The organism is Streptomyces sp. NPDC056480, from assembly GCF_042795405.1.
Taxonomy (GTDB): domain Bacteria; phylum Actinomycetota; class Actinomycetes; order Streptomycetales; family Streptomycetaceae; genus Streptomyces.
Genome location: NZ_JBHTSA010000072.1, coordinates 12,615 through 35,093 on the forward strand (window position 1 = coordinate 12,615; position 22,479 = coordinate 35,093).

The following is a 22,479-nucleotide window of genomic DNA, read 5'->3' on the forward strand; positions in this document are numbered from 1 at the left end:
CCTCAGCCCCCGCTCGGCGCACTGTCACGGGGCTGAGCCTCAGCCCTTCTTCGCGGCGGCCGCCGCCGGTTCGGTCTCCCCCTCGCCCTCGGTGTCCACGTGCGGCAGGATCCGGTCCAGCCAGCGCGGTGTCCACCAGGCGTGCTTGCCGAGCAGGGTCATCACCGCGGGTACCAGCAGCAGGCGCACCACGGTGGCGTCGATGAGGACGCTGGCCGCCAGGCCGAGGCCGAGCATCTTGACCACGATGTTGTCCGAGACGATGAAGGCCGCGAAGACGCTCACCATGATCAGTGCGGCACAGGTGATCACCCTGGCGGTGATCTCGAGGGCGTGGGCCACACTGGCCTTCGGATCGCCGGTGCGCAGCCATGCCTCGCGGACACGGGACAGCAGGAAGATCTCGTAGTCCATGCTCAGGCCGAAGACGATGGCGAACATCATCATCGGCACGTAGCTCTCGATGGGCACCTTGCCGGAGACACCGAGCGCGGGCCCGCCCCAGCCCCACTGGAAGACGGCCACGACCACGCCGTACGAGGCCGCGATGGAGAGCACGTTGAGGACGGCGGCCTTCACCGCGACGAGGAGTCCGCGGAAGACGATGAGGATGACGAGGAAGGCGAGCCCCACCACCACGGCGATGATCAGCGGGAGCCGGCTGGAGACGAGGTCGAGGAAGTCCACCTGGGCGGCCGTCGTGCCGGTGATGTAGGTCTTCGCCTCCGTGCCGGCCGCGGCCTGCGGCAGTACGTCGTCGACGAGGTGGTTGGTCAGCTGGGTGGTCTTCTCGTCCTGCGGGGAGGCCACCGAGTAGGCGGTGCCGACCAGGACGTCCCCGTCGGGGGTGGCCTGGAGCGGGGTGATGTAGGCCGCGTCGGGGACTCCGGTCAGTGCCTGCTTGAGCTTGTCGGCGAGGTCCGCGCGGTCCGCGGAGGGTACGGCCGTCTGGTCGACGACCACGGTCAGCGGCCCGTTCGCACCCTGCCCGAAGGCGGTGGAGATCAGGTCGTACGCCCGCCGGTCCGTGAAGGACTTGGGGTCGGCGCCGTCGCCGATGTGGCCGAGCTGGATGAAGAGCAGCGGGAAGGCCAGGACGAGCAGCACCAGGACGCCGCCGGTCAGGAACCACCAGGGGCGCTTCTCCACCCGCTGCGCGTACCGGTGCCAGGTACCGTGCGCGGGCGCTCCGGGCTCGGCGTCGGTCTCCGCCACGGGCTTGCGCACGTGGTAGCGGTCGATGCGCTTGCCGACGAGCCCGAGCATGGCAGGGACCAGGGTGAGCGCGGCCAGGACCGCGGTGACGACCGTGAAGGCGGCCGCGAGGCCCAGTTTGCCGATGAAGCTGACGCCGGAGACCCACAGGCCCGAGAGGGCGATGATGACCGTGCAGCCCGAGACCAGGACGGCGCGGCCGCTGGTGGTGGTCGCGAGGCCCGCGGATTCGGCCGGATCGTGCCCGTCCATGAGGTTCTGGCGGTGGCGGGTGATGAGGAAGAGCGCGTAGTCGATGCCGACGCCCAGGCCGATCATGGTGGCCAGCGTGGGCGAGACCGTGCCGAAGGTGAAGGCCGCCGCCATCAGGCCGAGGAGCGCGAGGCCGCAGATCGCGCCGAGGAGCGCGGTGATCAGTGGCAGGACGGCCCCGATGACGCTGCCGAAGCCGATGAGGAGGACCACGATGGCGACGGCGAAGCCGATCGCCTCGCTGGTGCGGTCGTCGGCCGCGGGCCGGGCGAGTTCGCCGAGGGGGCCGCCGTACTCGACGTCCACGCCCGCGTCGCGGAGCGGTTGGACGGCGGAGTCGACCCCGGGCAGGTAGTCGGTGCCGAGGGTGGAGGGCGGCACGCTGAAGCGCACGGTGATGTAGGCGGTCTTGCCGTCGGTGGACAGCGGGCCGGTGTTGGGGACCCCGGCCGGCAGGGCGGGCGGGGTGGTGCCCGGCGGCGGCAGCGGGTTCTGGGCTCCGATGACGTCGGGCAGTTTCTCCAGGGCGGCGACCGTCGAGTTGATGACGGACGCCTCGTCCGTGAGCGGCCCGGAGGTCCTGTTCAGGACGATCTGCGACGTGTAGCCGGCGGCTGCGGGGTCGTGCGCCTGGAGGGCGTCGAGGCCCTCCGTCGACTGCACCCCGGGGAGGTCGAAGTCGTCGGAGTACTGTCCTCCGACCGCCCTGTCGGTGATCTGGAGTCCCACCATCGCCGCCAGCCAGAGCGCGATGACGACGATGAAGTGACGGGCGCACCAGTGTCCCAGTCGGTACAGCGCACCCCTGGGAGGTGTCGGCCGGGTAGCGGCCGGGCTTCCTGCGTTCATGGCAAGGCCGTGTCCGTTTGGGAAGTCCCCGAGCGGTCCCCCGCACCGACCGTGCGCGGGTCTACCCGTCCATTGTTCGCCTGCCCCGCCCCTCCGGCATCTCGACCGGCGCGGACGGGCGTTCGGGCAGGCCAGAGGGGGTGCGGGCCAGGCCTGGTCAGGCCTGGCCTGGCCTTGCCTGGTCAGGTCAGGTCAGGTCAGGTCAGGTCAGGTCAGGTCAGGTCAGGTCAGGTCAGCAGGCTGTTCGGGTGGGAGGAGCGGCGGGCCGCGGCGAGCAGGGCGTGGATCCGGGGGCCGGCCTGGTCGATGTCGGTGACCGGGGTGGGGAAGGGCAGCCGGACGTCCTGGTGGCCGGAGGGGTGCTCGAGCCGCAGGGTGATGCCGTACCGGTCGAGCGCGACGGGGAGGGCGCGGACCATGTCCCGCGCGGGGCGCGGCCGGACGAGGCGCAGCAGCAGGGGCACGAGCTCGCTGTGGCCGTCGACGAGGTGGGTCAGCATGGACGCCTCGCAGGAGGCCATCGGGTCGATGTCGGTCGCGTGGAGCTCCTCCAGGGTGATGTAGCTCCGGCCCTCGGAGTCCTCCAGGAGTGCCTGGCCGAACTCCATGCAGATGCTCGCGGCCGACTCCGGCTCGTACGGGGCGGCGAGGAGTCCCGTCAGGGTGACGCGCGCCCGGAGCCGTTCCCGTACGGGGGTGGGGGCGATGTCGGTGAACTCCAGGCGCACCGGGATCCGCGCGGCCTGCCCGGCGTGGCTCTCCTCGGACGGGTCGTGGAGGTGGATGTGGCCCATGGGGCCGGTCCCGTCCAGGAGGTGCACCTCCTGGTGGAGTCCGTCGGACACGACCGTCATCGAGTGCGCGGCGGCGAGGATCGATCGCACGCGCTCGGCGGGGGTGGGCCGCGTGACGCGGGTGGTGAAGGGACGCATCCGAGTTCTCCCGGGACAGGTGACGGAGACAGACCAGAGACTGCCGCTCAGGACCGTTACTTAGGTAAGCCTAAGCTAACTCATCCCGAGTCCGCTACGGAACGGTGAAATCCGGCACCGCACGGCGCGCCTGACACCTCATGTGATGATCTCCCTTTCGCATTCCGGATCCACCGCACGCCCCAGGGGGAGAGACCATGGGAACAACGGACGCCAACGGCGTCGATCTGTCCGGCGTCACCGGCAGACTCATCCAGACCGTCGACCTGGTGAAGGGCCCCGCGCCGCAGGCGATCGCCACGGACACCGTCAACGGGCACGTCTTCGTCCTCCAGGTGGAGAGCTCGGCCACGGCCCCGCAGGGCAACCTGTACCTCAACCGCATCAACCGCAGGACCGGCGCGGTCACCGGCTCGATGCAGCTGAAGGGCTTCGGCCACGGACTCTCCATGGGCGCCGAGCCGGTGGGCTCCGACACCTACCTCTGGACCGAGGTCGGCCCGCTGCAGCTCTCCGCGGACGACGCCGCCTTCGGCAAGGCCGTCACGCGGTTCCGCTTCGTCGACGGCGGGGTCCTCGACGGGGCCCTGATCCCGCAGGGCCAGAAGTTCACCCCGCCCGGCAGCACGTCGAGCACCGGCCCGTCGCTCGACCCGGTGAACAACCAGCTGTGCGTCATGTACCACAAGGACGGAAAGCGGCACTTCACCCGGTACGACCCCGCCGCGGCGGCCGCCGGCTCGTGGGTCCCGGTGGGCACCACCTTCGTCATGCCGGCCGGCCAGGACGTCACCCCCGACGTTCCGACCCCCTACCCGCTGCAGAAGACCCTCGTCTCCCAGGGGTACACGGCACTGGGCGACGTCCTCTACGCCTACCAGTGGGCGCCGTACGACAAGAAGAACTACCCCGAGATACCCGACTCGTTCCCGGGGATCGCCTTCATCACCTCGTACTCGTGGACGACCGGCGAGCGCATCGACCGGCAGGTGGTCACCAACGCCGACGGCCTCACCCGGCGCGAGCCCGAGGGCATCGCCGCCGAGGTCGACCCCACGACCGGCGAGACCCGGCTGCTCTTCGGCTTCAGCAACACCGTCCCCGGCACCACCGGCTCCCGTGACGTCACGATCGGCTGGTACCCCACCAAGCCCGCGGTGGACGGGATCAAGGTGCTCGCCGACTGGGAGGACCTCGCGCTCGAAGCCGGCGTCACCCCCGGCGCCGAGCGCCCGCGCGGACGGCTGATCGCCCTCGCCGGCACCACCTACCTCCAGCTGCGCGGCACCGTCACCTGCTCCCCCGGCCTGACCGAGGACAGCAGGATCGGGACCCTGCCGCACCGGCTGCGCGCGACGCGTCTGACGCGCCAGAACGTGCCCCGCAACAACAACACCGGCCGCTGCGTGTGCCGGATCGAGACGGACGTCACCGGCGCGCTCCGCGTCTACGGCGCCACCAGCGACAACGCCATCACCTGGATCGACTTCGACGGCGTCTCCGTCGCCTGGCGATGAGCAGCACCGCGGACAGCACCGCGAACCGCGTCGTGAAAAGCGCCGCGAACCCGTGAACAGCCCCGTCGCCCCGCCCGCACACCCCACCCGATCCGGAGGATCGAGCATGACCCAGCCCACCACCAGCCGCCGCTCCCTGCTCACCGCCGCGCTCGCCGCCCCCGCCGTCGCCGTCGCGGGCCCGCTGCTCACGGCCACGCCGGCCGCCGCGGACCCCGTGGACGGCTGCCAGGTCGTCGTCGACTGGACGGCGATCACCGTGGACCCCGCCGTGGTGAACGAGCCCGGCGCGCCCGCCGAGGCCCGCGTGATCCGGCTCGCGGGGACGGAGTTCCTCCAGTTGCGCGGCACGGTCACCTGTGCCTTCACCGCCGACGGCCGTCTCGGCACGCTGCCCGCCACCATCCGTCCGCCCAAGCTGACCCGCGGCGTCTGCCCCCGCAACAACAGCCTGGGCATCAACGCGATCCGCATCGAGGCCAACACGGCCGGCGCCGTCAACGTCTACGGCCCCCAGGCGACCAACAAGGTGACCTGGATCCAGCTCGACAACTTCTCCTCCGTCATGCGCTGAGGCGCGTCACAGGCCCGGGCACTCCGGCGACACGCCCGTCACGGCGTGTCGCCGGACCAGTCGAGGCGGCCCGGATCGCCGGGGCGCGGGTCGTACAGCGACCGGCCCCCGGCGCCGTACCGCCCCAGCTCCGTCTCGAGCGCCGCGCCGGCCGCCCGCCGCTCCGGCGTCCGGTCGGTGACGTCGAGCAGCAGTCCGTCGAGCGGGCCGCCGACCAGCTCGGCGTAGACACGGCCGGGCCTCGGGCCCGGTCTGGGGTCGTCGTGGTCCTGGCCGTACACCCGGCCCCTCAGCAGCTCCTCGTCCCTGTCCATACGAGACAGCGTCGCAGCCGCCACTGACAACGAGAAGAAGGTCACAGTCGTACGCCCTCCTGCTGCTTTGTCGATCTCCCCTAGCATCCGAGCATGACGGTCCTGCCTGACGACGGGCTCACCCTGGCGTCCGAATTCCCCGACGCGCCACACGAACAGTGGCAACACCTTGTGGCAGGTGTCCTGCGCAAGTCCGGCAAAGAGGTGTCCGGCGACGCCGCCGAGGACGCCCTTTCCACCCTCCTGGAGGACGGCCTCGACGTCCGCCCGCTGTACACGGCGCGCGAGACCGCGCCCGACACCGGACTCCCCGGCTTCGCGCCCTTCGTGCGCGGCGGCCGCGCCGAGGGCAACACCCTGGGCGGCTGGGACGTGCGCCAGCGGCACCTCGCCGCCGACAACGACATGGTCCTCGCCGACCTGGAGAACGGCGTCACCTCCCTCTGGCTGGGCGCCGGCGGCACCGGCATCCCGGTCTCCTCGCTCGCCAAGGTCCTCGACGGCGTCTACCTCGACCTGGCACCGGTCGTCCTCGACGCGGGCGACGAGACCGCGGCGGCCGCCGAGCTCCTGTTCGGTCTCTACGAGGAGCGGGGCGTCGCCGACGACGCGGCCCTCGGCAACCTCGGCGCGGACCCGCTCGGCCACGAGGCCCGCACCGGCCGCCCGTCGTACGACCTCGCGTCCGTGACCGGACTCGCGCGCCGCTGCGCCGACCGGTACCCGGGACTGCGGGCCCTGACCGTGGACGCCCTGCCGTACCACGAGGCCGGCGGCTCGGCCGCGCAGGAGCTCGGCTGCTCCCTCGCGACCGGCGTGTCCTATCTGCGGGGCCTGACCGGGGCCGGACTGAGCGTCGCCGAGGCGTGCGCACAGCTGGAGTTCCGGTACGCGGCGACCGCCGACCAGTTCCTGACCATCGCCAAGCTCCGCGCGGCGCGCCGGCTCTGGGCCCGGGTGGCCGAGGTCTGCGGCGCCCCGGACGCGGGCGCCCAGCGCCAGCACGCGGTGACCTCGACGGTGATGATGACGCGCCGCGACCCGTGGGTGAACATGCTGCGCACCACGGTGGCCACGCTCGCCGCCGGAGTCGGCGGCGCCGACAGCGTCACCGTGCTCCCCTTCGACGAGGCCCTCGGCCTGCCGGACGCGTTCGCACGCCGGATCGCCCGCAACACCTCGACCGTCCTCATCGAGGAGTCGCACCTCGCCCGGGTCGTCGACCCGGCGGGCGGCTCCTGGTACGTGGAGCGCCTCACCGACGAACTCGCGCACGCCGCCTGGGAGTTCTTCCAGGTCATCGAGCGGGCGGGCGGCCAGGAGGCGGCCTTGCGGTCCGGGACGATCGGCGAGCGCCTCGCCGAGACCTGGTCCGCGCGCAGCAGGAAGCTCGCCACCCGCCGCGAACCCATCACCGGCGTCAGCGAGTTCCCCCACCTCACGGAGAAGCCCGTCGAGCGGACGCCCGCGCCCGCACAGCCGACGGGCGGCCTGCCCCGGGTCCGCCGCGACGAGGCGTACGAGGCACTGCGTGCCCGCTCGGACGCGCACCTGGCGGCGACCGGGACCCGGCCCCGGGTCTATCTGGCCGCGCTCGGCCCGGCGGCCGCGCACTCGGCGCGCGTCTCGTTCGCCGCGAACCTCTTCCAGGCGGGCGGCATCGAGCCGGTCACCGAGGGCACGTTCGAGGAGAGCGGCGCCCGTGAGGTCTGCCTCTGCTCCAGCGACGCGCTGTACGCGGAGCAGGCCGCGACCGCGGCCGCGGAGCTGCGCGCGGCGGGCGCCGAGCACGTCCTCCTCGCCGGCCGCCCGGCCGACCATCCCGGTGTCGACTCGTACCTCTTCGCGGGCTGTGACGCCGTCGCCCTGCTCTCCACCGCCCTCGACCGCATGGGAGTGTCCTGATGTCCATCCCCGACTTCTCCGGGATCGAGCTCGGGGCGCCGACCGCCGACGGCGGTCCCGACGCGTGGCGCGCGGCCGTCAAGAAGGCCGCGGGCGGCGACGACCTGCTCTGGGAGACCCCGGAGGGCATCGGCGTCAAGCCGCTGTACACCGGGCAGGACCTGGAGGGCCTGGACTTCCTGGACACCCGGCCGGGCATGGCCCCGTACCTGCGCGGCCCCTACCCGACGATGTACGTCAACCAGCCCTGGACGATCCGGCAGTACGCGGGCTTCTCCACGGCCGAGGAGTCGAACGCCTTCTACCGGCGCAACCTCGCGGCCGGTCAGAAGGGCCTGTCGGTCGCCTTCGACCTGCCGACGCACCGCGGCTACGACAGCGACCACCCGCGCGTCACCGGCGACGTCGGCATGGCCGGCGTGGCCATCGACTCGATCTACGACATGCGCCAGCTGTTCGACGGCATCCCGCTGGACCGGATGACGGTGTCGATGACGATGAACGGCGCGGTGCTTCCGGTCCTCGCGCTGTACATCGTGGCCGCGGAGGAGCAGGGCGTACCGCCCGAGAAGCTGGCCGGGACCATCCAGAACGACATCCTCAAGGAGTTCATGGTCCGCAACACGTACATCTACCCGCCCGGGCCGTCGATGCGGATCATCTCCGACATCTTCGCCTACACCTCGCAGCGGATGCCGCGCTACAACTCCATCTCCATCTCCGGGTACCACATCCAGGAGGCGGGTGCGACGGCCGACCTGGAGCTGGCGTACACGCTCGCCGACGGTGTGGAGTACATCCGCGCGGGCCGCGAGGCCGGGCTCGACGTCGACGCGTTCGCGCCGCGCCTGTCGTTCTTCTGGGCGATCGGCATGAACTTCTTCATGGAGATCGCGAAGCTGCGCGCGGCGCGGCTCCTGTGGGCCAAGCTGGTCAAGCAGTTCGATCCGCAGAACGCCAAGTCCCTCTCGCTGCGGACCCATTCGCAGACCTCGGGCTGGTCGCTCACCGCGCAGGACGTGTTCAACAACGTCACGCGCACCTGCGTCGAGGCGATGGCGGCCACCCAGGGCCACACCCAGTCGCTGCACACCAACGCCCTCGACGAGGCACTCGCCCTGCCGACCGACTTCTCCGCCCGGATCGCCCGCAACACCCAGCTGCTGATCCAGCAGGAGTCGGGCACCTGCCGGACCATCGACCCGTGGGGCGGCAGCGCGTACGTCGAGAAGCTCACCTACGACCTCGCGCGGCGCGCCTGGAAGCACATCCAGGAGGTCGAGCAGGCCGGCGGCATGGCGAAGGCCATCGACGCGGGCATCCCCAAGCTGCGCGTGGAGGAGGCCGCGGCCCGCACCCAGGCCCGGATCGACTCCGGACGGCAGCCGGTGATCGGCGTCAACAAGTACCGGGTCGCGACCGACGAGCAGATCGACGTCCTGAAGGTCGACAACTCCTCCGTGCGCGCCCAGCAGATCGCCAAGCTGAAGCGGCTGCGCGAGGAGCGCGACGAGCAGGCCTGCCAGGACGCGCTCGCCGCGCTCACCCGGGCCGCGGGCGGCGAGGGCAACCTCCTCGAACTCGCGGTGAACGCGGCCCGCGCGATGGCGACCGTCGGCGAGATCTCCGACGCCCTGGAGAAGGTCTACGGACGGCACGCCGGCCAGATCCGTACGATCTCCGGTGTGTACCGCAACGAAGCCGGCGCGTCCCCCTCCGTGGACCGCACCCGGGCCCTGGTGGACGCCTTCGGCGAGGCCGAGGGCCGCCGTCCGCGCATCCTGGTCGCCAAGATGGGCCAGGACGGCCACGACCGCGGCCAGAAGGTCATCGCCACCGCCTTCGCCGACCTGGGCTTCGACGTGGACGTCGGCCCGCTGTTCCAGACCCCGGCCGAGGTGGCCCGTCAGGCCGTCGAGGCGGACGTGCACATCGTCGGGGTCTCCTCCCTCGCCGCCGGACACCTCACGCTCGTACCGGCGCTGCGGGAGGAACTGGCGGCCGAGGGCCGCGAGGACATCATGATCGTGGTGGGCGGGGTGATTCCTCCGCAGGACGTGGCGACGCTCCTGGAGATGGGCGCGGCCGCCGTGTTCCCGCCGGGCACCGTGATCCCCGACGCGGCCCACGACCTGGTGACGCGGCTGGCGGCCGACCTCGGACACGAGCGGTGATCGATCTCGACACGTACGTCAAGGGCGTACGTGAGGGGAAGCGGGCGCTGGTCGCCCGCGCGATCACCCTCGTCGAGTCGACCCGCCCCCAGCACCGGGCACTCGCCCAGGAGCTCCTGACGGAACTCCTTCCGCACAGCGGGAACGCCGTGCGGATCGGGATCAGCGGAGTGCCCGGTGTCGGGAAGTCGACGTTCATCGACGCGTTCGGCACGATGCTCACCGGGCTCGGCCACCGGGTCGCGGTGCTCGCCGTCGACCCGTCGTCGACCCGTTCCGGCGGCTCCATCCTCGGCGACAAGACGCGGATGGAGCGGCTGGCCGTCGACCCGGCGGCCTTCGTACGGCCCTCCCCCAGCGCCGGCACCCTCGGCGGGGTCGCCAAGGCGACCCGGGAGTCGATGGTCGTGATGGAGGCCGCGGGCTACGACGTGGTGCTCGTCGAGACCGTGGGCGTCGGCCAGTCCGAGACCGCCGTCGCCAACATGGTCGACTCCTTCCTGCTGCTCACCCTGGCCCGCACGGGCGACCAGCTCCAGGGCATCAAGAAGGGCGTCCTGGAACTCGCCGACGTGGTCACCGTCAACAAGGCGGACGGGCCGCACGAGCGGGACGCGCGCGCCGCGGCCCGTGAACTCGCGGGCGCGCTGCGTCTGATGCACGGAGCGGACTCCTTCTGGACGCCGCCGGTGCTCAGTTGCAGCGCCCGGGAGTCGGCGGGCCTCGACGAGGTGTGGGGCCGGCTCGAACAGCACCGCGCCCTGCTGGACTCGACCGGCCGGCTCACGGCCAAGCGCCACGACCAGCAGGTCGACTGGACCTGGACCATGGTCCAGGACGAGCTTCTGCGCCGCCTCCACTCGGACCCGGCGGTCCAGAGCCTCGCGCCCGCACTGGAGCAGCGGGTGCGCGCGGGCGAGCTGACGGCGACGCTGGCCGCCGAGCGGATCCTGGACGTGTTCGGGGACCGGAACGGCTGACACGCCACCTTTCGGGGACCGGAACGGCTGACACGCCACCTTCGGGGGCCTTCCTTTCAGGAGGGCCCCCTTTCGCATGCCCCCCCTCATACCCACTTTTTTGTGCGTACTTGTCGGGGCGCGGGCGCCGGGCGAAGCTGAGAGCGGCCCGGAGGAAGGAGAACAGCAGGGCCTCAGGAAGCGACGGGCGTGGTCTCGAGCCTCTCCAGGCGGCGGTACCCCCAGTCGGACAACGGGGCCAGAGCCGCGCAGAGTTCACGTCCGAAGCCGGTCAGCGAGTAGACGGTCTTCGGCGGCAGGACGTCGTGCACCTCGCGGTGCACGAGGCCGTCCTCCTCCATCTCGCGCAAGGCCTGGGTCAGCACCTTCTCGCTGATCTCGGGGATCCTCCGGCGCAGTTCGCCGGGGCGGTGCGGGCCGGACTCGAGCAGCCACAGCAGATACGTCTTCCACTTGCCCTCGATGACCACGATCGCGGCGCTCACTCCGCACATGTTCGAGTCCTGGGCCCTGGCGCGCGCCATCCGCGTCCTTCTCCTTCTTCCGGGATGTCCTTCATCTCATCTGTCTCCACATGTCTACAAGGGAGTTCACCCATGTCTTCTTCCCGAGACGCCGCCGTCACCGTCATCGGTCTCGGCCCGATGGGCCGCGCGCTGGCCGCCGCGTTCCTTGCCGCCGGCGTACGGACCACCGTGTGGAACCGGACGCCGGGCAAGGACCGTGAGCTGGTCGCGGCCGGTGCCGTGGCGGCCTCCACCGCCGAGGAGGCGGTCACCGCGAGCCCGCTGACGGTGGTCTGCCTGGTCAACTACGACGCCACCGACTCCGTGCTGCGGCAGGAGGAGGTGGCGGCCGCGCTCAAGGGGCGCACCGTCGTGAACCTCAGCGCCGACGTCCCCGACCGGGCGCGGGACACCGGGCGCTGGGCCGACGAGCGCGGCATCGACTACCTCGACGGCGCCATCATGACCCCGACCGCGTCCATCGGCACTCCGACCGGGGTGTTCCTGTACAGCGGACCGGAGACGCTGTACGGCGGGCACCGGGCGGTGCTGGACACCCTGGGCGGCACCCACACCCACCTCGGGGAGGAGATCGGCCGGGCGGCAGCGTACGACATCGCGCTGCTCGACATCTTCTGGACCTCGATGGCGGGCTACGCCCACGCTCTGGCGGTGGCGCGGGCCGAGGGGATCTCCCCGACCGAGCTGGCGCCGTTCGCCCAGGGCATCGGGGCGATCCTGCCGCCGCTGTTCGAGGAGTTGGCCGAGGACATCGAGCTCGGCAGCTTCTCCGGCGAGGGCAACCCGCTCACCTCGGCGGTGTCGACGATGGCGCACATCGTGCACGCCTCGGAGGCGCACGGCATCGACGCGAGCCTGATGCGCGCCGCCGAGGGCCTGGCGCGCCGGACGGTGGGCCTGGGCCACGGCGCGGAGGGCTTCACCCGGGTCAGCGAGGTCCTGGGGCGCCGCTGATCGACCCGGGAGCGGCGCGGGTCCGGTCCCGGGCTGCGCCAGTGCGGTCCCGGGCTGCGCCGGTCCGGTCCTGGACCGGCGCGGGTCCCTCCTTCGGATGCCGTCCCCGGCAGGTCGTGCTGTGCTGACTGGTAGGGGGCGTCGCCGACGCGGTGGTGCGGGAAGGGCCGCCCCACCCCACGAGGAGTGATCCACCATGGCGATCTTCGTCCATGCCGTCCTTCCCGGTGTCACCACGGACCAGTACGACCAGCTCAACGCCAAGCTCCAGGAGACGCCCGACGTCTTCGACGGCTGTGTCTCCCACGCGTGCGTCACCACGGACGACGGCCTCGAGGTCTTCGACGTCTGGGAGACCGAGGGACACATGAACGCGTTCGTCGAGCGCATGATGCCGGTAGCAGCCGGCCTGGGCTGGCCCCCGGCGGACCAGCCGCCCCGGATGATGCGGGTGCACAACCACTGGGTCCCCGGGGCCGACGGCTGACGGCCCCGCCGTCGCGGACGGCCGGCGGTCCCACCGTCGCGCACCGGTCACGTACGGGCCAGGAAGGCCGGCCGCAGGGTGGCGTCGACCGCGTCGTAGTACCGGTGGAAGACCGGGGTGGCGGACCCGGAGACCGGGGGCACGATCCAGCTCCAGTCGGCGGGCGTCTCCCTGCCGTGGCGGCTCTCCTGGGCGATGTGCCGCAGGAACCGCTGGGACTCGGTGTGATGGTCGGCCATCGTCACCCCGGCCTGCTGGAAGGAGTGCAGCACGGCCACGTTGAGCTCGACGAGCGCCCGGTCCCGCCACAGGGTGCGCTCGCTCGACCGGTCGCACCCGAGCCTGTCCGCCACCACCGGGAGGAGGTCGTACCGCTCGGTGTCGGCGAGGTTCCGGGCGCCTATCTCGGTGCCCATGTACCAGCCGTTGAACGGCGCCGCCGGATACCGTACGCCGCCGATCTCCAGCGTCATGTCGCTGATAGCGGGCACCGCGTACCAGCGAAGGCCGAGGTCGGCGAACCACCGGTGGTCGGGGTGGCTCAGGGGCACCTCGCGGACGGCGTCGTCCGGCAGTTCGTACCACTCGGGCCGCGAGTCGGGCTGGTCACGCACCATCAACGGCAGTACCTGGAAGGGCTCTTCGTCGCGCTTCCAGCCCAGGTCGCGGGCCTGGGCGGTGAGGGACGCGCTGCGCGGGTCGCCGTGCCACGCTCCCTCCGGCGTGCGGTGTCCGGCGTAGCGCACGAGCTGGTCGTTGACGATCCGGGGGCCGGCGAGGCCGGGCCGGTCGGGGGCGAAGACGGTGATCACGGGCCGGATCCTGCCGCCGTTGCCGGCGAGCCTGAGGTGCTCGAAGGAGGCCGCGGCGATGTCGTCGGCGGAGGTGAGGTGCCGCAGGTCGCGCACCACGAGGCTGCGCCAGTAGAGCCTGCCGATGCAGCGGGCCGCGTTGCGCCAGGCGACGCGTGCGCCGAAGGCGAGTTCGGCCGGGGAGTGCGTGTAGGTGCCGGTGCGGTCGACCTCGGCCAGGACCTCGCGCACCCGGCTCCGTACATCGTCTCCGGCCCCCGGCTGCTCGTCGTGGAACTGACGGATGAACCGCTCCGCCTCGTGCCGGTCCACGAGCCGCGACAGCCGGCCGCGGGTCTCGTGGGCGGGGGCTGCGGGCGCGGGGTCCCCGGGCGCGTAGGGGCAGGTGCCGGTGCTGGGGACAGACTTCCGGCGGCGGCTGCGACTGAAGATCAATGTGTTCCTCCCGGCCTCATGACTACCGTATGAACACATTCAGGCGCGGAGAGTGCGTGAACATCCGGTCCCGGAAGGGCCGCGCTGGTACGCTTTGGCCGCTCATGCCCGAATGACCGGTGCGCGGCGGACGGCTCCGCCCCGCGCGCACGGTGGCGCGCGGGGCGGAGCCGTCCTGGTCGCGGAAGCCTCAGATCACGCCCTGCGCGGTCATCGCCCGCGCCACCCGCAGGAATCCGGCCACGTTGGCACCGAGGACGTAGTCCTCGGCATTGCCGCCGTACGCCTCCGCCGTGGCGCGGCACTCGGCGTGGACACCGCGCATGACCGCGGCGAGCCGGGTCTCGGTCTGCTCGAAGGTCCAGCTGTCGCGGGCCGCGTTCTGCTGCATCTCGAGGGCCGAGGTCGCCACCCCGCCGGCGTTGGCCGCCTTGCCGGGGCCGAAGAGGACACCGGCCTCCCGGAAGACCTTCACCGCCTCGGGCGTGCAGGGCATGTTCGCGCCCTCGGCGACCGCGAGGACCCCGTGCTTGACGAGGGCGACGGCGTCGTCGAGGCCCAGCTCGTTCTGGGTCGCGCACGGCAGGGCGATGTCGCACGGGACGTCGTACACCGTGCCCCGGGCGGAGAAGCGCGCGGTCGGCTTCGCCTCCGCGTAGGCGGAGATCCGGGCCCGCCGGACCTCCTTGACGTCCTTGAGCAGGTCGAGGTCGATGCCGTCCTCGTCGACGAGGTACCCGGAGGAATCGCTGCAGGCCACGACGCGGCCGCCCAGGGCGTGCACCTTCTCCGCGGCGTACACCGCCACGTTGCCGGAGCCGGAGACCACGACCCGTCGTCCGTCGAAGTCCTGGCCCCGGGTGGCGAGCATCTCCTCCGCGAAGTAGACCGCGCCGTAGCCCGTGGCCTCGGTACGGACGTGGGAGCCGCCCCAGCCCACCGGCTTGCCGGTGAGGACGCCGGACTCGTAACGGTTCGTGATCCGCTTGTACTGGCCGAAGAGGAAACCGATCTCGCGCGCCCCGACACCGATGTCTCCGGCCGGCACGTCCGTGTGCTCACCGAGGTGACGGTAGAGCTCGGTCATGAAGGACTGGCAGAAGCGCATGATCTCGGCGTCCGAACGGCCCTTGGGGTCGAAGTCGGCACCGCCCTTGCCGCCGCCGATCGCCATGCCCGTCAGCGCGTTCTTGAAGATCTGCTCGAATCCGAGGAACTTCACGATGCCGAGGTTGACGCTCGGGTGGAACCGGAGCCCGCCCTTGTACGGGCCGAGGGCGCTGTTGAACTCCACCCGGAAACCACGGTTCACCCGCACGGTGCCCCGGTCGTCCACCCACGGCACCCGGAACAGCAACTGCCGCTCGGGCTCGCACAGTCGCTCCAGGATCGCGGTCTCGACGTACTCGGGGTGCCGCTCGAGGGCGGGCGCGAGGGAGTCGAGGACCTCGGCGGCCGCCTGGTGGAACTCCGCCTCCCCGGGGTTGCGTCGGCGGACCTCGGTGTAGACGGCTTCCATGTGGGCGCTGACGTTCATGGGTGTCTCTCGCCTTCTTCTTCATCGAAAGTGCCGTTGCGTGCGGGCGACGTCACGCCATTGTTGCCCGGCGCCCACACCGCGCCGTCACCGAGGCGGTCCCCGAGCCGGCCGGCCGCCCGCACCGCGCGCACTGGGCTCGGCAGGCGTACGGGGTCTCTTCGTTCAGCGGGGACCAGAACAGCTTCGGGAATGTCGTTGCAGCGCACTGTCCTGGCGCCCGAGTCCTTGCCGTAGAAGCTGCTCACGACACCGTCGCGGAGGATCGGCCCACTGTGCGGATCGACGTCGAAGTCTCGCCGAAGGCCCCTCTAACGCCCCTCGGTGTCCACGTTGTTGTCGATCCACTCCGTCCAGCCCAAGGGATAGGCGTACGCGGGCCGCGCGAGGTTTCCGCTGGTGCGGAACGGGCGGCCGTCGTCGTCGACGCGGAGCGTGCCGTGCTCCTCGCCGCTGGACCAGACGAGTTCCAGGTACCAGCTGACGTCGTGCGCCTGGGCGCGCGCGGACACGCTGAAGATCACCGGGTCGGACTCGCTCGTCTTGTACGAGAACGTCCGCTGCCCGCCCACGGGGACGGCGGTGGGCCGCCCGGCGTCGAGGTCGACGGCGAAGGCCTTCGTCGACACCTCGCCGCCGCAGCCCACCCCCATCACGTAGTCGTTCCAGGCCAGGGGAGCCTTCTTGCTCACGACCCGGACGTGGAGGGCCTCCAGGACGACCGTCTGCTTCCCGGTGCCCTGCACGGTCAGCCGGAGCAGTTGGTCCCCGCCCGGCACCGCGTCGAGCGCGGCGATCCATCCCGGCGCGTCCTGCTCCGTGGGCGGCGGCGGAACCTGCTCGGGCTCGCGGTCGAGCAGATAGTGCTGGCTGCAGGGCCCTTCCCAGGTGTGGGGCGCGGTGACGACGGTCGGCGCGAACGCCGTCCCCTTCGTCTTGCCCGCGGAGGGCCCGGACCGCCCGGGCGCTCCCGAGGACGCGGCCGCGTCGTCCGCCCGGCGGTCCTTGTCCGGTCCGTCCCCGCCCGAGAGGTTCATGACGAGCGCGACCGCCACGGCGGCGGAGACCACGGCGGTACCGACGATCACGGCGGTGCGCCGGAGCCGTCGGCGGTCCGGCGGGCGGGCCGGGGACGGGGCCGCCGCCGCGGAGGTCGGGTCGGCCACGTCCGCCGGCTCCGGCTCCGTCCGCTCCGGCTCCGCCTGCGATGCCTCGGGGAGCGGCTCGGCGAGCGGCTCGGGCGACGATGCCCCGGGCCGCGGCTCCGGCGACGGCTCGGCCTTCCGCCCGCGCGAGACATCCGCCCGTACCCACAGCCGGTGCAGCTCGACGAGTTCGTCGGGGGTCGCTCGGCACAGTCGCGCGAGCCGCTCCACGGGCGCGTAGTCCACCGGTACGGCGTCCCCGTTCACGTACCGGTGCAAGGTCGAGGCGCTCATGTGCAGACGCTTGCCCAGCGTGCCGTAGCTGAGCCCCGAACGCTCCTTGAGCTGCCCCAACAGCGCCGCGAACTCGTCCCCCGCCACTGTTCCACCCTCTTCCGGCATTCGTTCCCGCATTCCCAGACAGGGACATCACTGCAGGTCAGAGCCTTTGTTTCATTCCAGCGTCCCGTACCACCCGGTAGGAGCGGCAACTGGAACGGATCTTGTCACAGGCTGTGGTCGGCGAAGCAAGGCCGCCACGGGGAACCGGCGGCCGACGCCGTACAACGACCGATTTCCGACCCCACCTCAAGGGGGACTCCCATGTCCGGACGCACCACCCGCACCCGTCTTCTCGCCGCCACGACGCTCGCGGTCGCCGCCCTCTCGCTCACCGCCTGCGGCAGCGGCGCCGCGAAGGACGAAGGCGCCGCCACGACGTCCGTCGCCCCCACCGCCTCGGCCACGCGGCCGGCCGAGACCCCGACCGCGACTCCGACGGGCAACACGACGACGAAGCCCGGCGGTTCGTCCGGCACGACGGCGGGCTCCACCGGCGGCTCGACGGCCGGCTCGACCGCCGGCTCGGCGAACGGCGGCTCGACCGGCGGCTCGAAGAACGGCGGTACGACCACGGGAACCACCACCGGCACCACCACCGGCGGGAAGTCCGGCGGCACCGCCTCCGCCGGAAGCAACGGCTCCGGCGGCAACGGCGGGGCGAACGCCTCGACGTCCGGCGGCGGCGACGCCGACGGCGGGCCCTCGATGAACAAGCAGTGCGGCGCGGGCAACACCAAGACCACCGCCACCCCGGTCGCCCGCCCCATCAACCACATGCTGCTCACCGTCACCAACACCGGCTCCGGCCTCTGCGACCTCCTCGGCTACCCGGTCGCCCGCTTCGGCGAGGCCCAGTCCGTCCCGCCGGTCATCGAGGAGACCCATCCGCAGGCGGTCGTGACCCTCGCTCCGGGTGAGTCCGGGTACGCGGGCGTGATCCTGTCCGCCGCCGACGGCAGCGGACGGCACGGCTACACGACGACGAGCCTGACGATCGGCTTCACCGACGGCACGACCGCCAGGCCCCGGCTCGCCGGCAAGGGCGTGTACGTCGACGACTCGCTGCGCGTGACGTACTGGCAGGGCTCCATGGACGACGCCCTCAACTGATCGTCCCCGCATCCGGCCCGGTCACCCGCCTCCTCCGGGCGACCGGGCCGCCGCACGCCCGGGTCCCGCTCCCGCGGCGGGTCCTCAGGGGCGCGGGCGGGTGTTGAGGCGGGCGGCCTGCCGCGTCAGGTAGTCGCGTTCGGCCAGGTTGGGGGCCTCCCGGGCCGCGTCGGCGTACAGCCGCGCCGCCGTCTCCAGGTCCCCGGCCCGCTCATGGAGGTACGCCGCCGCCGCGGTGGCGCGCGGCAGGCGGTGGCCGTGGCCACGGGAGGACGGGCCCGCGAGGGATCCGGTCAGGTCCGCGAGCGCCGCGAGCCCGGCGCGCGGTCCGTCGGCCTCGCCGACGGCCACGGCGCGGTTGAGCCGGACGACGGGGCTGTCGGTGAGCCGTGCGAGCTCGTCGTACCACTCCACGATCTGCGTCCAGTCGGTCTCCTCCGCGGTGGGCGCGTCGGCGTGGAGCGCGGCGACGGCGGCCTGCGCCTGGTACTCGCCGAGCCGGTCGCGGGCGAGGGCCGCCTGCAGGATCTCGACGCCCTCGGCGATCAGCGCGGTGTCCCAGCGGCGCCGGTCCTGTTCGGCGAGCGGCACCAGGCTTCCGTCGGGTGCGGTACGGCCGGCCCGCCGGGCGTGGTGGAGCAGCATCAGGGCGAGCAGCCCGGCCACCTCGGGGTGGTCGATGGCGGCCGCGAGCCGCCGGGTCAGCCGGATGGCCTCGGCGGCGAGGTCGACGTCGCCGGAGTAGCCCTCGTTGAAGACCAGGTAGAGGACGCGCAGCACGGTGGCCACATCGCCCGGCCGGTCGAACCGCACTCCCGAGACGGTGCGCTTGGCGCGGCTGATGCGCTGCGCCATGGTCGCCTCGGGCACCAGATAGGCCTCGGCGATCTGCCGGGTCGTGAGCCCGCCGACGGCGCGCAGCGTGAGCGCGACCGCGGAGGACGGCGTCAGCGAGGGGTGGGCGCAGAGGAAGTAGAGCTGGAGCGTGTCGTCGAACGCCCGCGCGGGCCCGGGCGGCGGCTCCTCCTCGACGAGGTCCTCGCGCCTGCGCCGGGCGGTGTCCGCCCGGGTCGCGTCGAGGAACTTCCGCCAGGCGACCGTGACGAGCCAGCCCTTCGGATCCCGGGGCGGATCCTCCGGCCAGCCACGCACCGCCTCGACCAGGGCGTCCTGTACGGCGTCCTCGGCCGCCGCGAAGTCGGCTCCGCGGCGGACGAGGATGCCGAGTACACCCGGCGTGAGGCTCCTGAGCCGGGCCTCGTCCACGGGAGAGCTCATCACTCCGTGATGGTGGGCGCCGTGGACAGGAACGGGCGCAGTTCCAGCCACTCGTGGATCGGCCTGCCGCCGGCGCCCGGCGCCGCGGACAGTTCGCCGGCGAGTTCGACCGCCCGCTCGTAGGTGTCGACGTCGATCTCCATCCAGCCGGCGATGACGTCCTTCGTCTCGGCGAACGGGCCGTCGGTGACCGGCGGCCGCCCCTCGCCGTCGTACCGGACGAAGGTGCCCTCGGGGGAGAGCGCATGGCCGTCGACGTACTCGCCGGTCTCCTTGAGGCGGTCCGCGAAGTCCTGCATGTACCTCACGTGCGCCGTGATCTCCTCCGGCGTCCACTGGTCCATGGGGACGTCGTTGACGGCGGCGGGGGCGCCTCGGTAGTGCTTCAGGAGCAGGTACTTGGCCATGGGGGTTCGTCTCCTCGGTGCCGGTGCGACCCATTGTGGTCACTTCCGCCCCGGGGACGGAGCCGACCGCGGGTTCTCGACATCGGCGTCCGGACTTCTTTCGCCCCCTTGGCTGAGCCGACGCCTCCAGGAGGTCCCACCTGGACCGCCGACGCCACCAGGAGGTCCCACCCGGACCGCCGACGCGGACGGGGCCGCCGTCGACTCGCCGTCGCGCCGTCCACCGCACGGCGTGCGACCGCCCCTGTTCTGTGACCACCATCACTCTGTGGATACGCGGACCGTGTCAACCGGACGCCTGGCGCCGGGCGTATGCGTGGTGAAGCGAAAGATCCGGGAGTGAGTGTTGACCGTTGAGGAGTTCGAGGCGTTCTACGAGCAGGCGGTCGCGCGACTCACAGGGCAGCTGTACGTGATGCTGGGCGATCTGCACGAGGCTCAGGACGTCGTACAGGAGGCGTTCGTCAAGGGATGGAGCCGGCGACGGCAACTCGACCGCGACGGGCAGCCGGAGGCGTGGATCCGTACGGTCGCCTGGCGTCTGGCGGTGAGTCGTTGGCGTTTCCGCAGGCGCACCTCGGACGCCTGGGACCGCGCGGGCGCTCCACCGCCCGTCGAGGGCCCCGGCCCCGAGTACGTGGTGCTCATCGACGCGCTGCGCGACCTGCCCGCCCAGCAGCGGCGCACGGTGGCGCTGCACTACCTGTGCGACCTGAGCGTCGAACAGATCGCCGGTGAGACGGGACAGTCCGCCAGCACCGTCAAGACGCACCTGGTCCGTGGCCGGGTCGCCCTCGCCGATCGTCTGCAGCCCCGGAACGTTGAGGAGGACCCCGGTGCTTGACCCCCAGGACTCCCAGGACCCCCGGGACCCTCTTCGCGAGATGTTCCGGCAGGCCGCCGCCGCCGGGCAGGCCCGCGCCCGCGCCGTACCGGTCGCGCTCATCGCCGAACGCGCCAGGCGTGCGCACCGGCGCCGCGTCGCCGTGGCCGCGGGGGCCGCGTGTCTGATCCTCGCCGGTGGCGGGGTGACCGCGGCGGCTCTCCTGTCGGACACGCCCGCTCCCGTCGTACCGGCGGTCAGCCCCTCGGCCGACGTGCCGTCTCCCGGGGAGACCACCAGTCCGCCGCTGAGCAGTTCGACGGCACCGGGCTCGCCCACCCAGGAGGGCTCCGTCGGCGATCCGTCGGCGACGACGACGGAGCCGCCGGGAGGGGTGACGACGTCGCCGCCCTGAGGGCAGCGCCCACCGAACCGCCCCCACCCGCGGCACCGCACCCCTGACGACTCCGGGTAGGGCCTGACCACCCGGTGGCCCGCCTCCGACCACCCCGGGCGGCCCCGAACCACCGCAGCCCCGCCCGACCCGGCCTCCGCCGCATGGCCGCCTCCCGTGACGCGCCGCCGTCGCGCGATCCGCCATGCCCTCGCCCCCGACGAAAGTCCTCCATGTCTGTGATGTCCCCGAGGTCGTCCGTGATGTCCCCGAGGTCGCGGGAGAAGCGGCACGAGACACCGCCGCTCCCCCCGCTCCCCCGTAGCGGCAGCCGCCGGCGGCTGCCGCTGCCGCTCGGCGCCGAGGACCGGGACGTGCTGTGGCTGTATCTGCTCACCCGCACGGCCCTGTGGATCACGGCCTACGGCGCACGGTGGCTCTTCCCGGCCGACGCCGCCGCGCGCGACGCGGGCCCCGTCCTCGCACCCTTCGAACGCTGGGACTGGGGACACTTCCTGAACGTGGCGCGTGACGGCTACTTCCCGGCGGGAAGCGGCCCGTGGGACGCCGAGTGGGACAACCGCGAGGCGTTCTTCCCGGGCTTCCCCCTCGCCCTGAGGGCCGTCCACACCGTCGTGCCGAGCTGGACCGCGGCCGGGCTGCTGATCTCGTTCGCCGCCGGCGCGATCGCGGTTCTGGCACTCGTACGGATCGCCCGCCTGTATCTGCCCGACGCGGACGCCGGCCGGCGGACGGCTCAGCTCCTGCTGCTCTCGCCGTGTGCGGTCTTCCTCGCCACCGGGTACAGCGAGTCGCTCTTCCTCGCCCTCGCGCTGCCGGCCTGGCTCGCCGCCCACCGCCGCGCCTGGCCCCTGGCCGCGGCGCTGGCCGCACTGGCGACGACCGTCCGCATCAGCGGTCTGTTCCTCGCCGCGGCCCTCGCCCTGCACTTCGTTCTGACGGCCCGCGCCCGGTCCGACTGGCGGCCGCTGCCCTGGCTCGCCCTGCCGGCCCTTCCCGCTGCCCTGTACGCCTGGTACCTGCACGCCCACACCGGCGACTGGATGGCCTGGAAGCACGCCCAGGAGCGGGGGTGGTACCGCCACTTCCACGCACCGTGGGAGGCCTGGAGCAACACCTGGGACTCGGCGTTCGGCCAGGTCCAGACGACCGGCTACGCCTTCATGTTCCAGGCCGAACTCCTCGCCATGGCCGTCGGCCTCGCCCTGGTGGCCCTGCTGGTACGCCGCCGCCGCTGGCCCGAAGCCGCGTACGTCGGCCTCAGCCTGTGGGCCCTGGGGACGTCCTACTGGTACCAGTCGATCCCCCGGGCGACCCTCCTGTGGTGGCCCCTGTGGATCACGCTGGCCGCGTGGACCCTTCGCTCAGCACGCTTCAGGACCGCGTACCTCTGCCTCGCCGCACCGCTGTCGACGCTGTTCGCCCTGACCTATCTGACGGGGCGCTGGGCCGGCTGACAGGCCGACGATCTTGAGCGCGCCGAGGGGCAACCCCG

The 22,479-nt window shown here is 72.4% G+C and carries 21 protein-coding genes; 11 read left to right on the forward strand and 10 right to left on the reverse strand.

Annotation, left to right across the window (positions count from 1 at the left end):
* Positions 1–39: 39 nt before the first annotated feature.
* Positions 40–2,316 carry an MMPL family transporter gene (locus ACFQ79_RS26985; protein ID WP_383588080.1) on the reverse strand — a complete coding sequence of 759 codons (2,277 nt, stop codon included), beginning with the start codon at positions 2,314–2,316 and terminating at the stop codon, positions 40–42.
* Between the two features lie 227 nt (positions 2,317–2,543).
* Positions 2,544–3,248, reverse strand: a complete 705-nt coding sequence (locus tag ACFQ79_RS26990; protein ID WP_383588083.1) for a DUF2470 domain-containing protein — start codon at positions 3,246–3,248, stop codon at positions 2,544–2,546.
* A gap of 197 nt (positions 3,249–3,445) precedes the next feature.
* Between ACFQ79_RS26990 and ACFQ79_RS26995 the strand changes: the two genes are divergently transcribed.
* Both ACFQ79_RS26995 and ACFQ79_RS27000 read left to right on the forward strand, forming a co-directional pair.
* Positions 3,446–4,765 carry a hypothetical protein gene (locus ACFQ79_RS26995; RefSeq protein ID WP_383588086.1) on the forward strand — a complete coding sequence of 440 codons (1,320 nt, stop codon included), beginning with the start codon at positions 3,446–3,448 and terminating at the stop codon, positions 4,763–4,765.
* Between the two features lie 106 nt (positions 4,766–4,871).
* Entirely contained in the window at positions 4,872–5,339 is a 468-nt protein-coding gene (locus ACFQ79_RS27000; RefSeq protein ID WP_266971278.1) for a hypothetical protein, read from the forward strand.
* 38 nt (positions 5,340–5,377) lie between these two features.
* Here ACFQ79_RS27000 and ACFQ79_RS27005 read toward each other — a convergent pair whose 3' ends face one another.
* Positions 5,378–5,653 (reverse strand): hypothetical protein, encoded by a 276-nt coding sequence (locus tag ACFQ79_RS27005; protein WP_383588090.1) that lies wholly within the window; start codon positions 5,651–5,653, stop codon positions 5,378–5,380.
* A gap of 93 nt (positions 5,654–5,746) precedes the next feature.
* Here ACFQ79_RS27005 and ACFQ79_RS27010 point away from each other — a divergent pair, with 93 nt between their 5' ends.
* The 3 genes from ACFQ79_RS27010 to meaB are packed head-to-tail and all read left to right on the forward strand — an operon-like array spanning position 5,747 to position 10,712.
* Entirely contained in the window at positions 5,747–7,558 is a 1,812-nt protein-coding gene (locus ACFQ79_RS27010) for a methylmalonyl-CoA mutase family protein (RefSeq protein WP_383588093.1), read from the forward strand.
* Positions 7,558–9,732, forward strand: coding sequence for a methylmalonyl-CoA mutase (scpA, locus tag ACFQ79_RS27015; protein WP_383588096.1), 2,175 nt, complete (start codon positions 7,558–7,560; stop codon positions 9,730–9,732). The genes ACFQ79_RS27010 and scpA overlap by 1 nt, the downstream gene beginning before the upstream one ends.
* Positions 9,729–10,712, forward strand: coding sequence for a methylmalonyl Co-A mutase-associated GTPase MeaB (gene meaB / locus ACFQ79_RS27020; protein ID WP_383588099.1), 984 nt, complete (start codon positions 9,729–9,731; stop codon positions 10,710–10,712). Before scpA ends, meaB begins: the two co-directional genes overlap by 4 nt.
* A 173-nt stretch (positions 10,713–10,885) precedes the next feature.
* On the opposite strand, the gene ACFQ79_RS27025 is transcribed toward meaB, so the two are convergent.
* Positions 10,886–11,236 carry a winged helix-turn-helix transcriptional regulator gene (locus ACFQ79_RS27025; protein ID WP_383588102.1) on the reverse strand — a complete coding sequence of 117 codons (351 nt, stop codon included), beginning with the start codon at positions 11,234–11,236 and terminating at the stop codon, positions 10,886–10,888.
* 72 nt (positions 11,237–11,308) lie between these two features.
* On the opposite strand from ACFQ79_RS27025, the gene ACFQ79_RS27030 reads away from it, so the two are divergent.
* Both ACFQ79_RS27030 and ACFQ79_RS27035 read left to right on the forward strand, forming a co-directional pair.
* The gene (locus ACFQ79_RS27030; RefSeq protein WP_383588105.1) at positions 11,309–12,193 is read left to right on the forward strand and encodes an NAD(P)-dependent oxidoreductase; all 885 of its coding nucleotides are present in this window, start codon (positions 11,309–11,311) and stop codon (positions 12,191–12,193) included.
* A 196-nt stretch (positions 12,194–12,389) separates the two neighbouring features.
* On the forward strand, positions 12,390–12,680 hold the full coding sequence (locus ACFQ79_RS27035; RefSeq protein ID WP_383588108.1) for a hypothetical protein: 291 nt from the start codon (positions 12,390–12,392) through the stop codon (positions 12,678–12,680).
* 47 nt (positions 12,681–12,727) lie between these two features.
* Here ACFQ79_RS27035 and ACFQ79_RS27040 read toward each other — a convergent pair whose 3' ends face one another.
* The 4 genes from ACFQ79_RS27040 to ACFQ79_RS27055 form a co-directional block, all read right to left on the reverse strand.
* Positions 12,728–13,924, reverse strand: a complete 1,197-nt coding sequence (locus ACFQ79_RS27040) for a nitric oxide synthase oxygenase (protein ID WP_383588154.1) — start codon at positions 13,922–13,924, stop codon at positions 12,728–12,730.
* 193 nt (positions 13,925–14,117) lie between these two features.
* Positions 14,118–15,464 (reverse strand): NADP-specific glutamate dehydrogenase, encoded by a 1,347-nt coding sequence (gene gdhA, locus ACFQ79_RS27045; RefSeq protein WP_383588111.1) that lies wholly within the window; start codon positions 15,462–15,464, stop codon positions 14,118–14,120.
* Positions 15,461–15,712, reverse strand: coding sequence for a hypothetical protein (locus tag ACFQ79_RS27050; protein ID WP_383588114.1), 252 nt, complete (start codon positions 15,710–15,712; stop codon positions 15,461–15,463). The genes gdhA and ACFQ79_RS27050 overlap by 4 nt, the downstream gene beginning before the upstream one ends.
* Positions 15,713–15,775: 63 nt before the next feature.
* Positions 15,776–16,990, reverse strand: coding sequence for a helix-turn-helix domain-containing protein (locus ACFQ79_RS27055; RefSeq protein WP_383588117.1), 1,215 nt, complete (start codon positions 16,988–16,990; stop codon positions 15,776–15,778).
* A 222-nt stretch (positions 16,991–17,212) separates the two neighbouring features.
* Between ACFQ79_RS27055 and ACFQ79_RS27060 the strand changes: the two genes are divergently transcribed.
* Positions 17,213–18,061, forward strand: a complete 849-nt coding sequence (locus ACFQ79_RS27060) for a DUF4232 domain-containing protein (protein ID WP_383588120.1) — start codon at positions 17,213–17,215, stop codon at positions 18,059–18,061.
* Positions 18,062–18,145: 84 nt separating this feature from the next.
* Here the strand turns inward: ACFQ79_RS27060 and ACFQ79_RS27065 are convergent, their stop codons facing one another.
* Positions 18,146–19,327, reverse strand: a complete 1,182-nt coding sequence (locus tag ACFQ79_RS27065; protein ID WP_383588157.1) for an RNA polymerase sigma factor — start codon at positions 19,325–19,327, stop codon at positions 18,146–18,148.
* Between the two features lie 11 nt (positions 19,328–19,338).
* Complete coding sequence (locus ACFQ79_RS27070; RefSeq protein WP_383588123.1) at positions 19,339–19,746, reverse strand: YciI family protein; 408 nt, start codon at positions 19,744–19,746, stop codon at positions 19,339–19,341.
* A gap of 346 nt (positions 19,747–20,092) precedes the next feature.
* Here ACFQ79_RS27070 and ACFQ79_RS27075 point away from each other — a divergent pair, with 346 nt between their 5' ends.
* The 3 genes from ACFQ79_RS27075 (at position 20,093) to ACFQ79_RS27085 (ending at position 22,441) form a co-directional block, all read left to right on the forward strand.
* On the forward strand, positions 20,093–20,590 hold the full coding sequence (locus ACFQ79_RS27075; protein WP_383588126.1) for a SigE family RNA polymerase sigma factor: 498 nt from the start codon (positions 20,093–20,095) through the stop codon (positions 20,588–20,590).
* Positions 20,583–20,984 (forward strand): hypothetical protein, encoded by a 402-nt coding sequence (locus tag ACFQ79_RS27080; protein ID WP_383588130.1) that lies wholly within the window; start codon positions 20,583–20,585, stop codon positions 20,982–20,984. Before ACFQ79_RS27075 ends, ACFQ79_RS27080 begins: the two co-directional genes overlap by 8 nt.
* Before the next feature lie 242 nt (positions 20,985–21,226).
* The gene (locus ACFQ79_RS27085) at positions 21,227–22,441 is read left to right on the forward strand and encodes a mannosyltransferase family protein (RefSeq protein ID WP_383588133.1); all 1,215 of its coding nucleotides are present in this window, start codon (positions 21,227–21,229) and stop codon (positions 22,439–22,441) included.
* Positions 22,442–22,479: the final 38 nt, after the last annotated feature.

Coding starts and splice junctions, on each gene's coding strand:
- ACFQ79_RS26985 (WP_383588080.1), bottom strand. CDS start 2,316: ATGAACGCAGGAAGCCCGGCCGCTACCCGGCCGACACCTCCCAGGGGT.
- ACFQ79_RS26990 (WP_383588083.1), bottom strand. CDS start 3,248: ATGCGTCCCTTCACCACCCGCGTCACGCGGCCCACCCCCGCCGAGCGC.
- ACFQ79_RS26995 (WP_383588086.1), top strand. CDS start 3,446: ATGGGAACAACGGACGCCAACGGCGTCGATCTGTCCGGCGTCACCGGC.
- ACFQ79_RS27000 (WP_266971278.1), top strand. CDS start 4,872: ATGACCCAGCCCACCACCAGCCGCCGCTCCCTGCTCACCGCCGCGCTC.
- ACFQ79_RS27005 (WP_383588090.1), bottom strand. CDS start 5,653: ATGGACAGGGACGAGGAGCTGCTGAGGGGCCGGGTGTACGGCCAGGAC.
- ACFQ79_RS27010 (WP_383588093.1), top strand. CDS start 5,747: ATGACGGTCCTGCCTGACGACGGGCTCACCCTGGCGTCCGAATTCCCC.
- scpA (WP_383588096.1), top strand. CDS start 7,558: ATGTCCATCCCCGACTTCTCCGGGATCGAGCTCGGGGCGCCGACCGCC.
- ACFQ79_RS27025 (WP_383588102.1), bottom strand. CDS start 11,236: ATGGCGCGCGCCAGGGCCCAGGACTCGAACATGTGCGGAGTGAGCGCC.
- ACFQ79_RS27030 (WP_383588105.1), top strand. CDS start 11,309: ATGTCTTCTTCCCGAGACGCCGCCGTCACCGTCATCGGTCTCGGCCCG.
- ACFQ79_RS27035 (WP_383588108.1), top strand. CDS start 12,390: ATGGCGATCTTCGTCCATGCCGTCCTTCCCGGTGTCACCACGGACCAG.
- gdhA (WP_383588111.1), bottom strand. CDS start 15,464: ATGAACGTCAGCGCCCACATGGAAGCCGTCTACACCGAGGTCCGCCGA.
- ACFQ79_RS27060 (WP_383588120.1), top strand. CDS start 17,213: ATGTCCGGACGCACCACCCGCACCCGTCTTCTCGCCGCCACGACGCTC.
- ACFQ79_RS27070 (WP_383588123.1), bottom strand. CDS start 19,746: ATGGCCAAGTACCTGCTCCTGAAGCACTACCGAGGCGCCCCCGCCGCC.
- ACFQ79_RS27085 (WP_383588133.1), top strand. CDS start 21,227: ATGTCCCCGAGGTCGCGGGAGAAGCGGCACGAGACACCGCCGCTCCCC.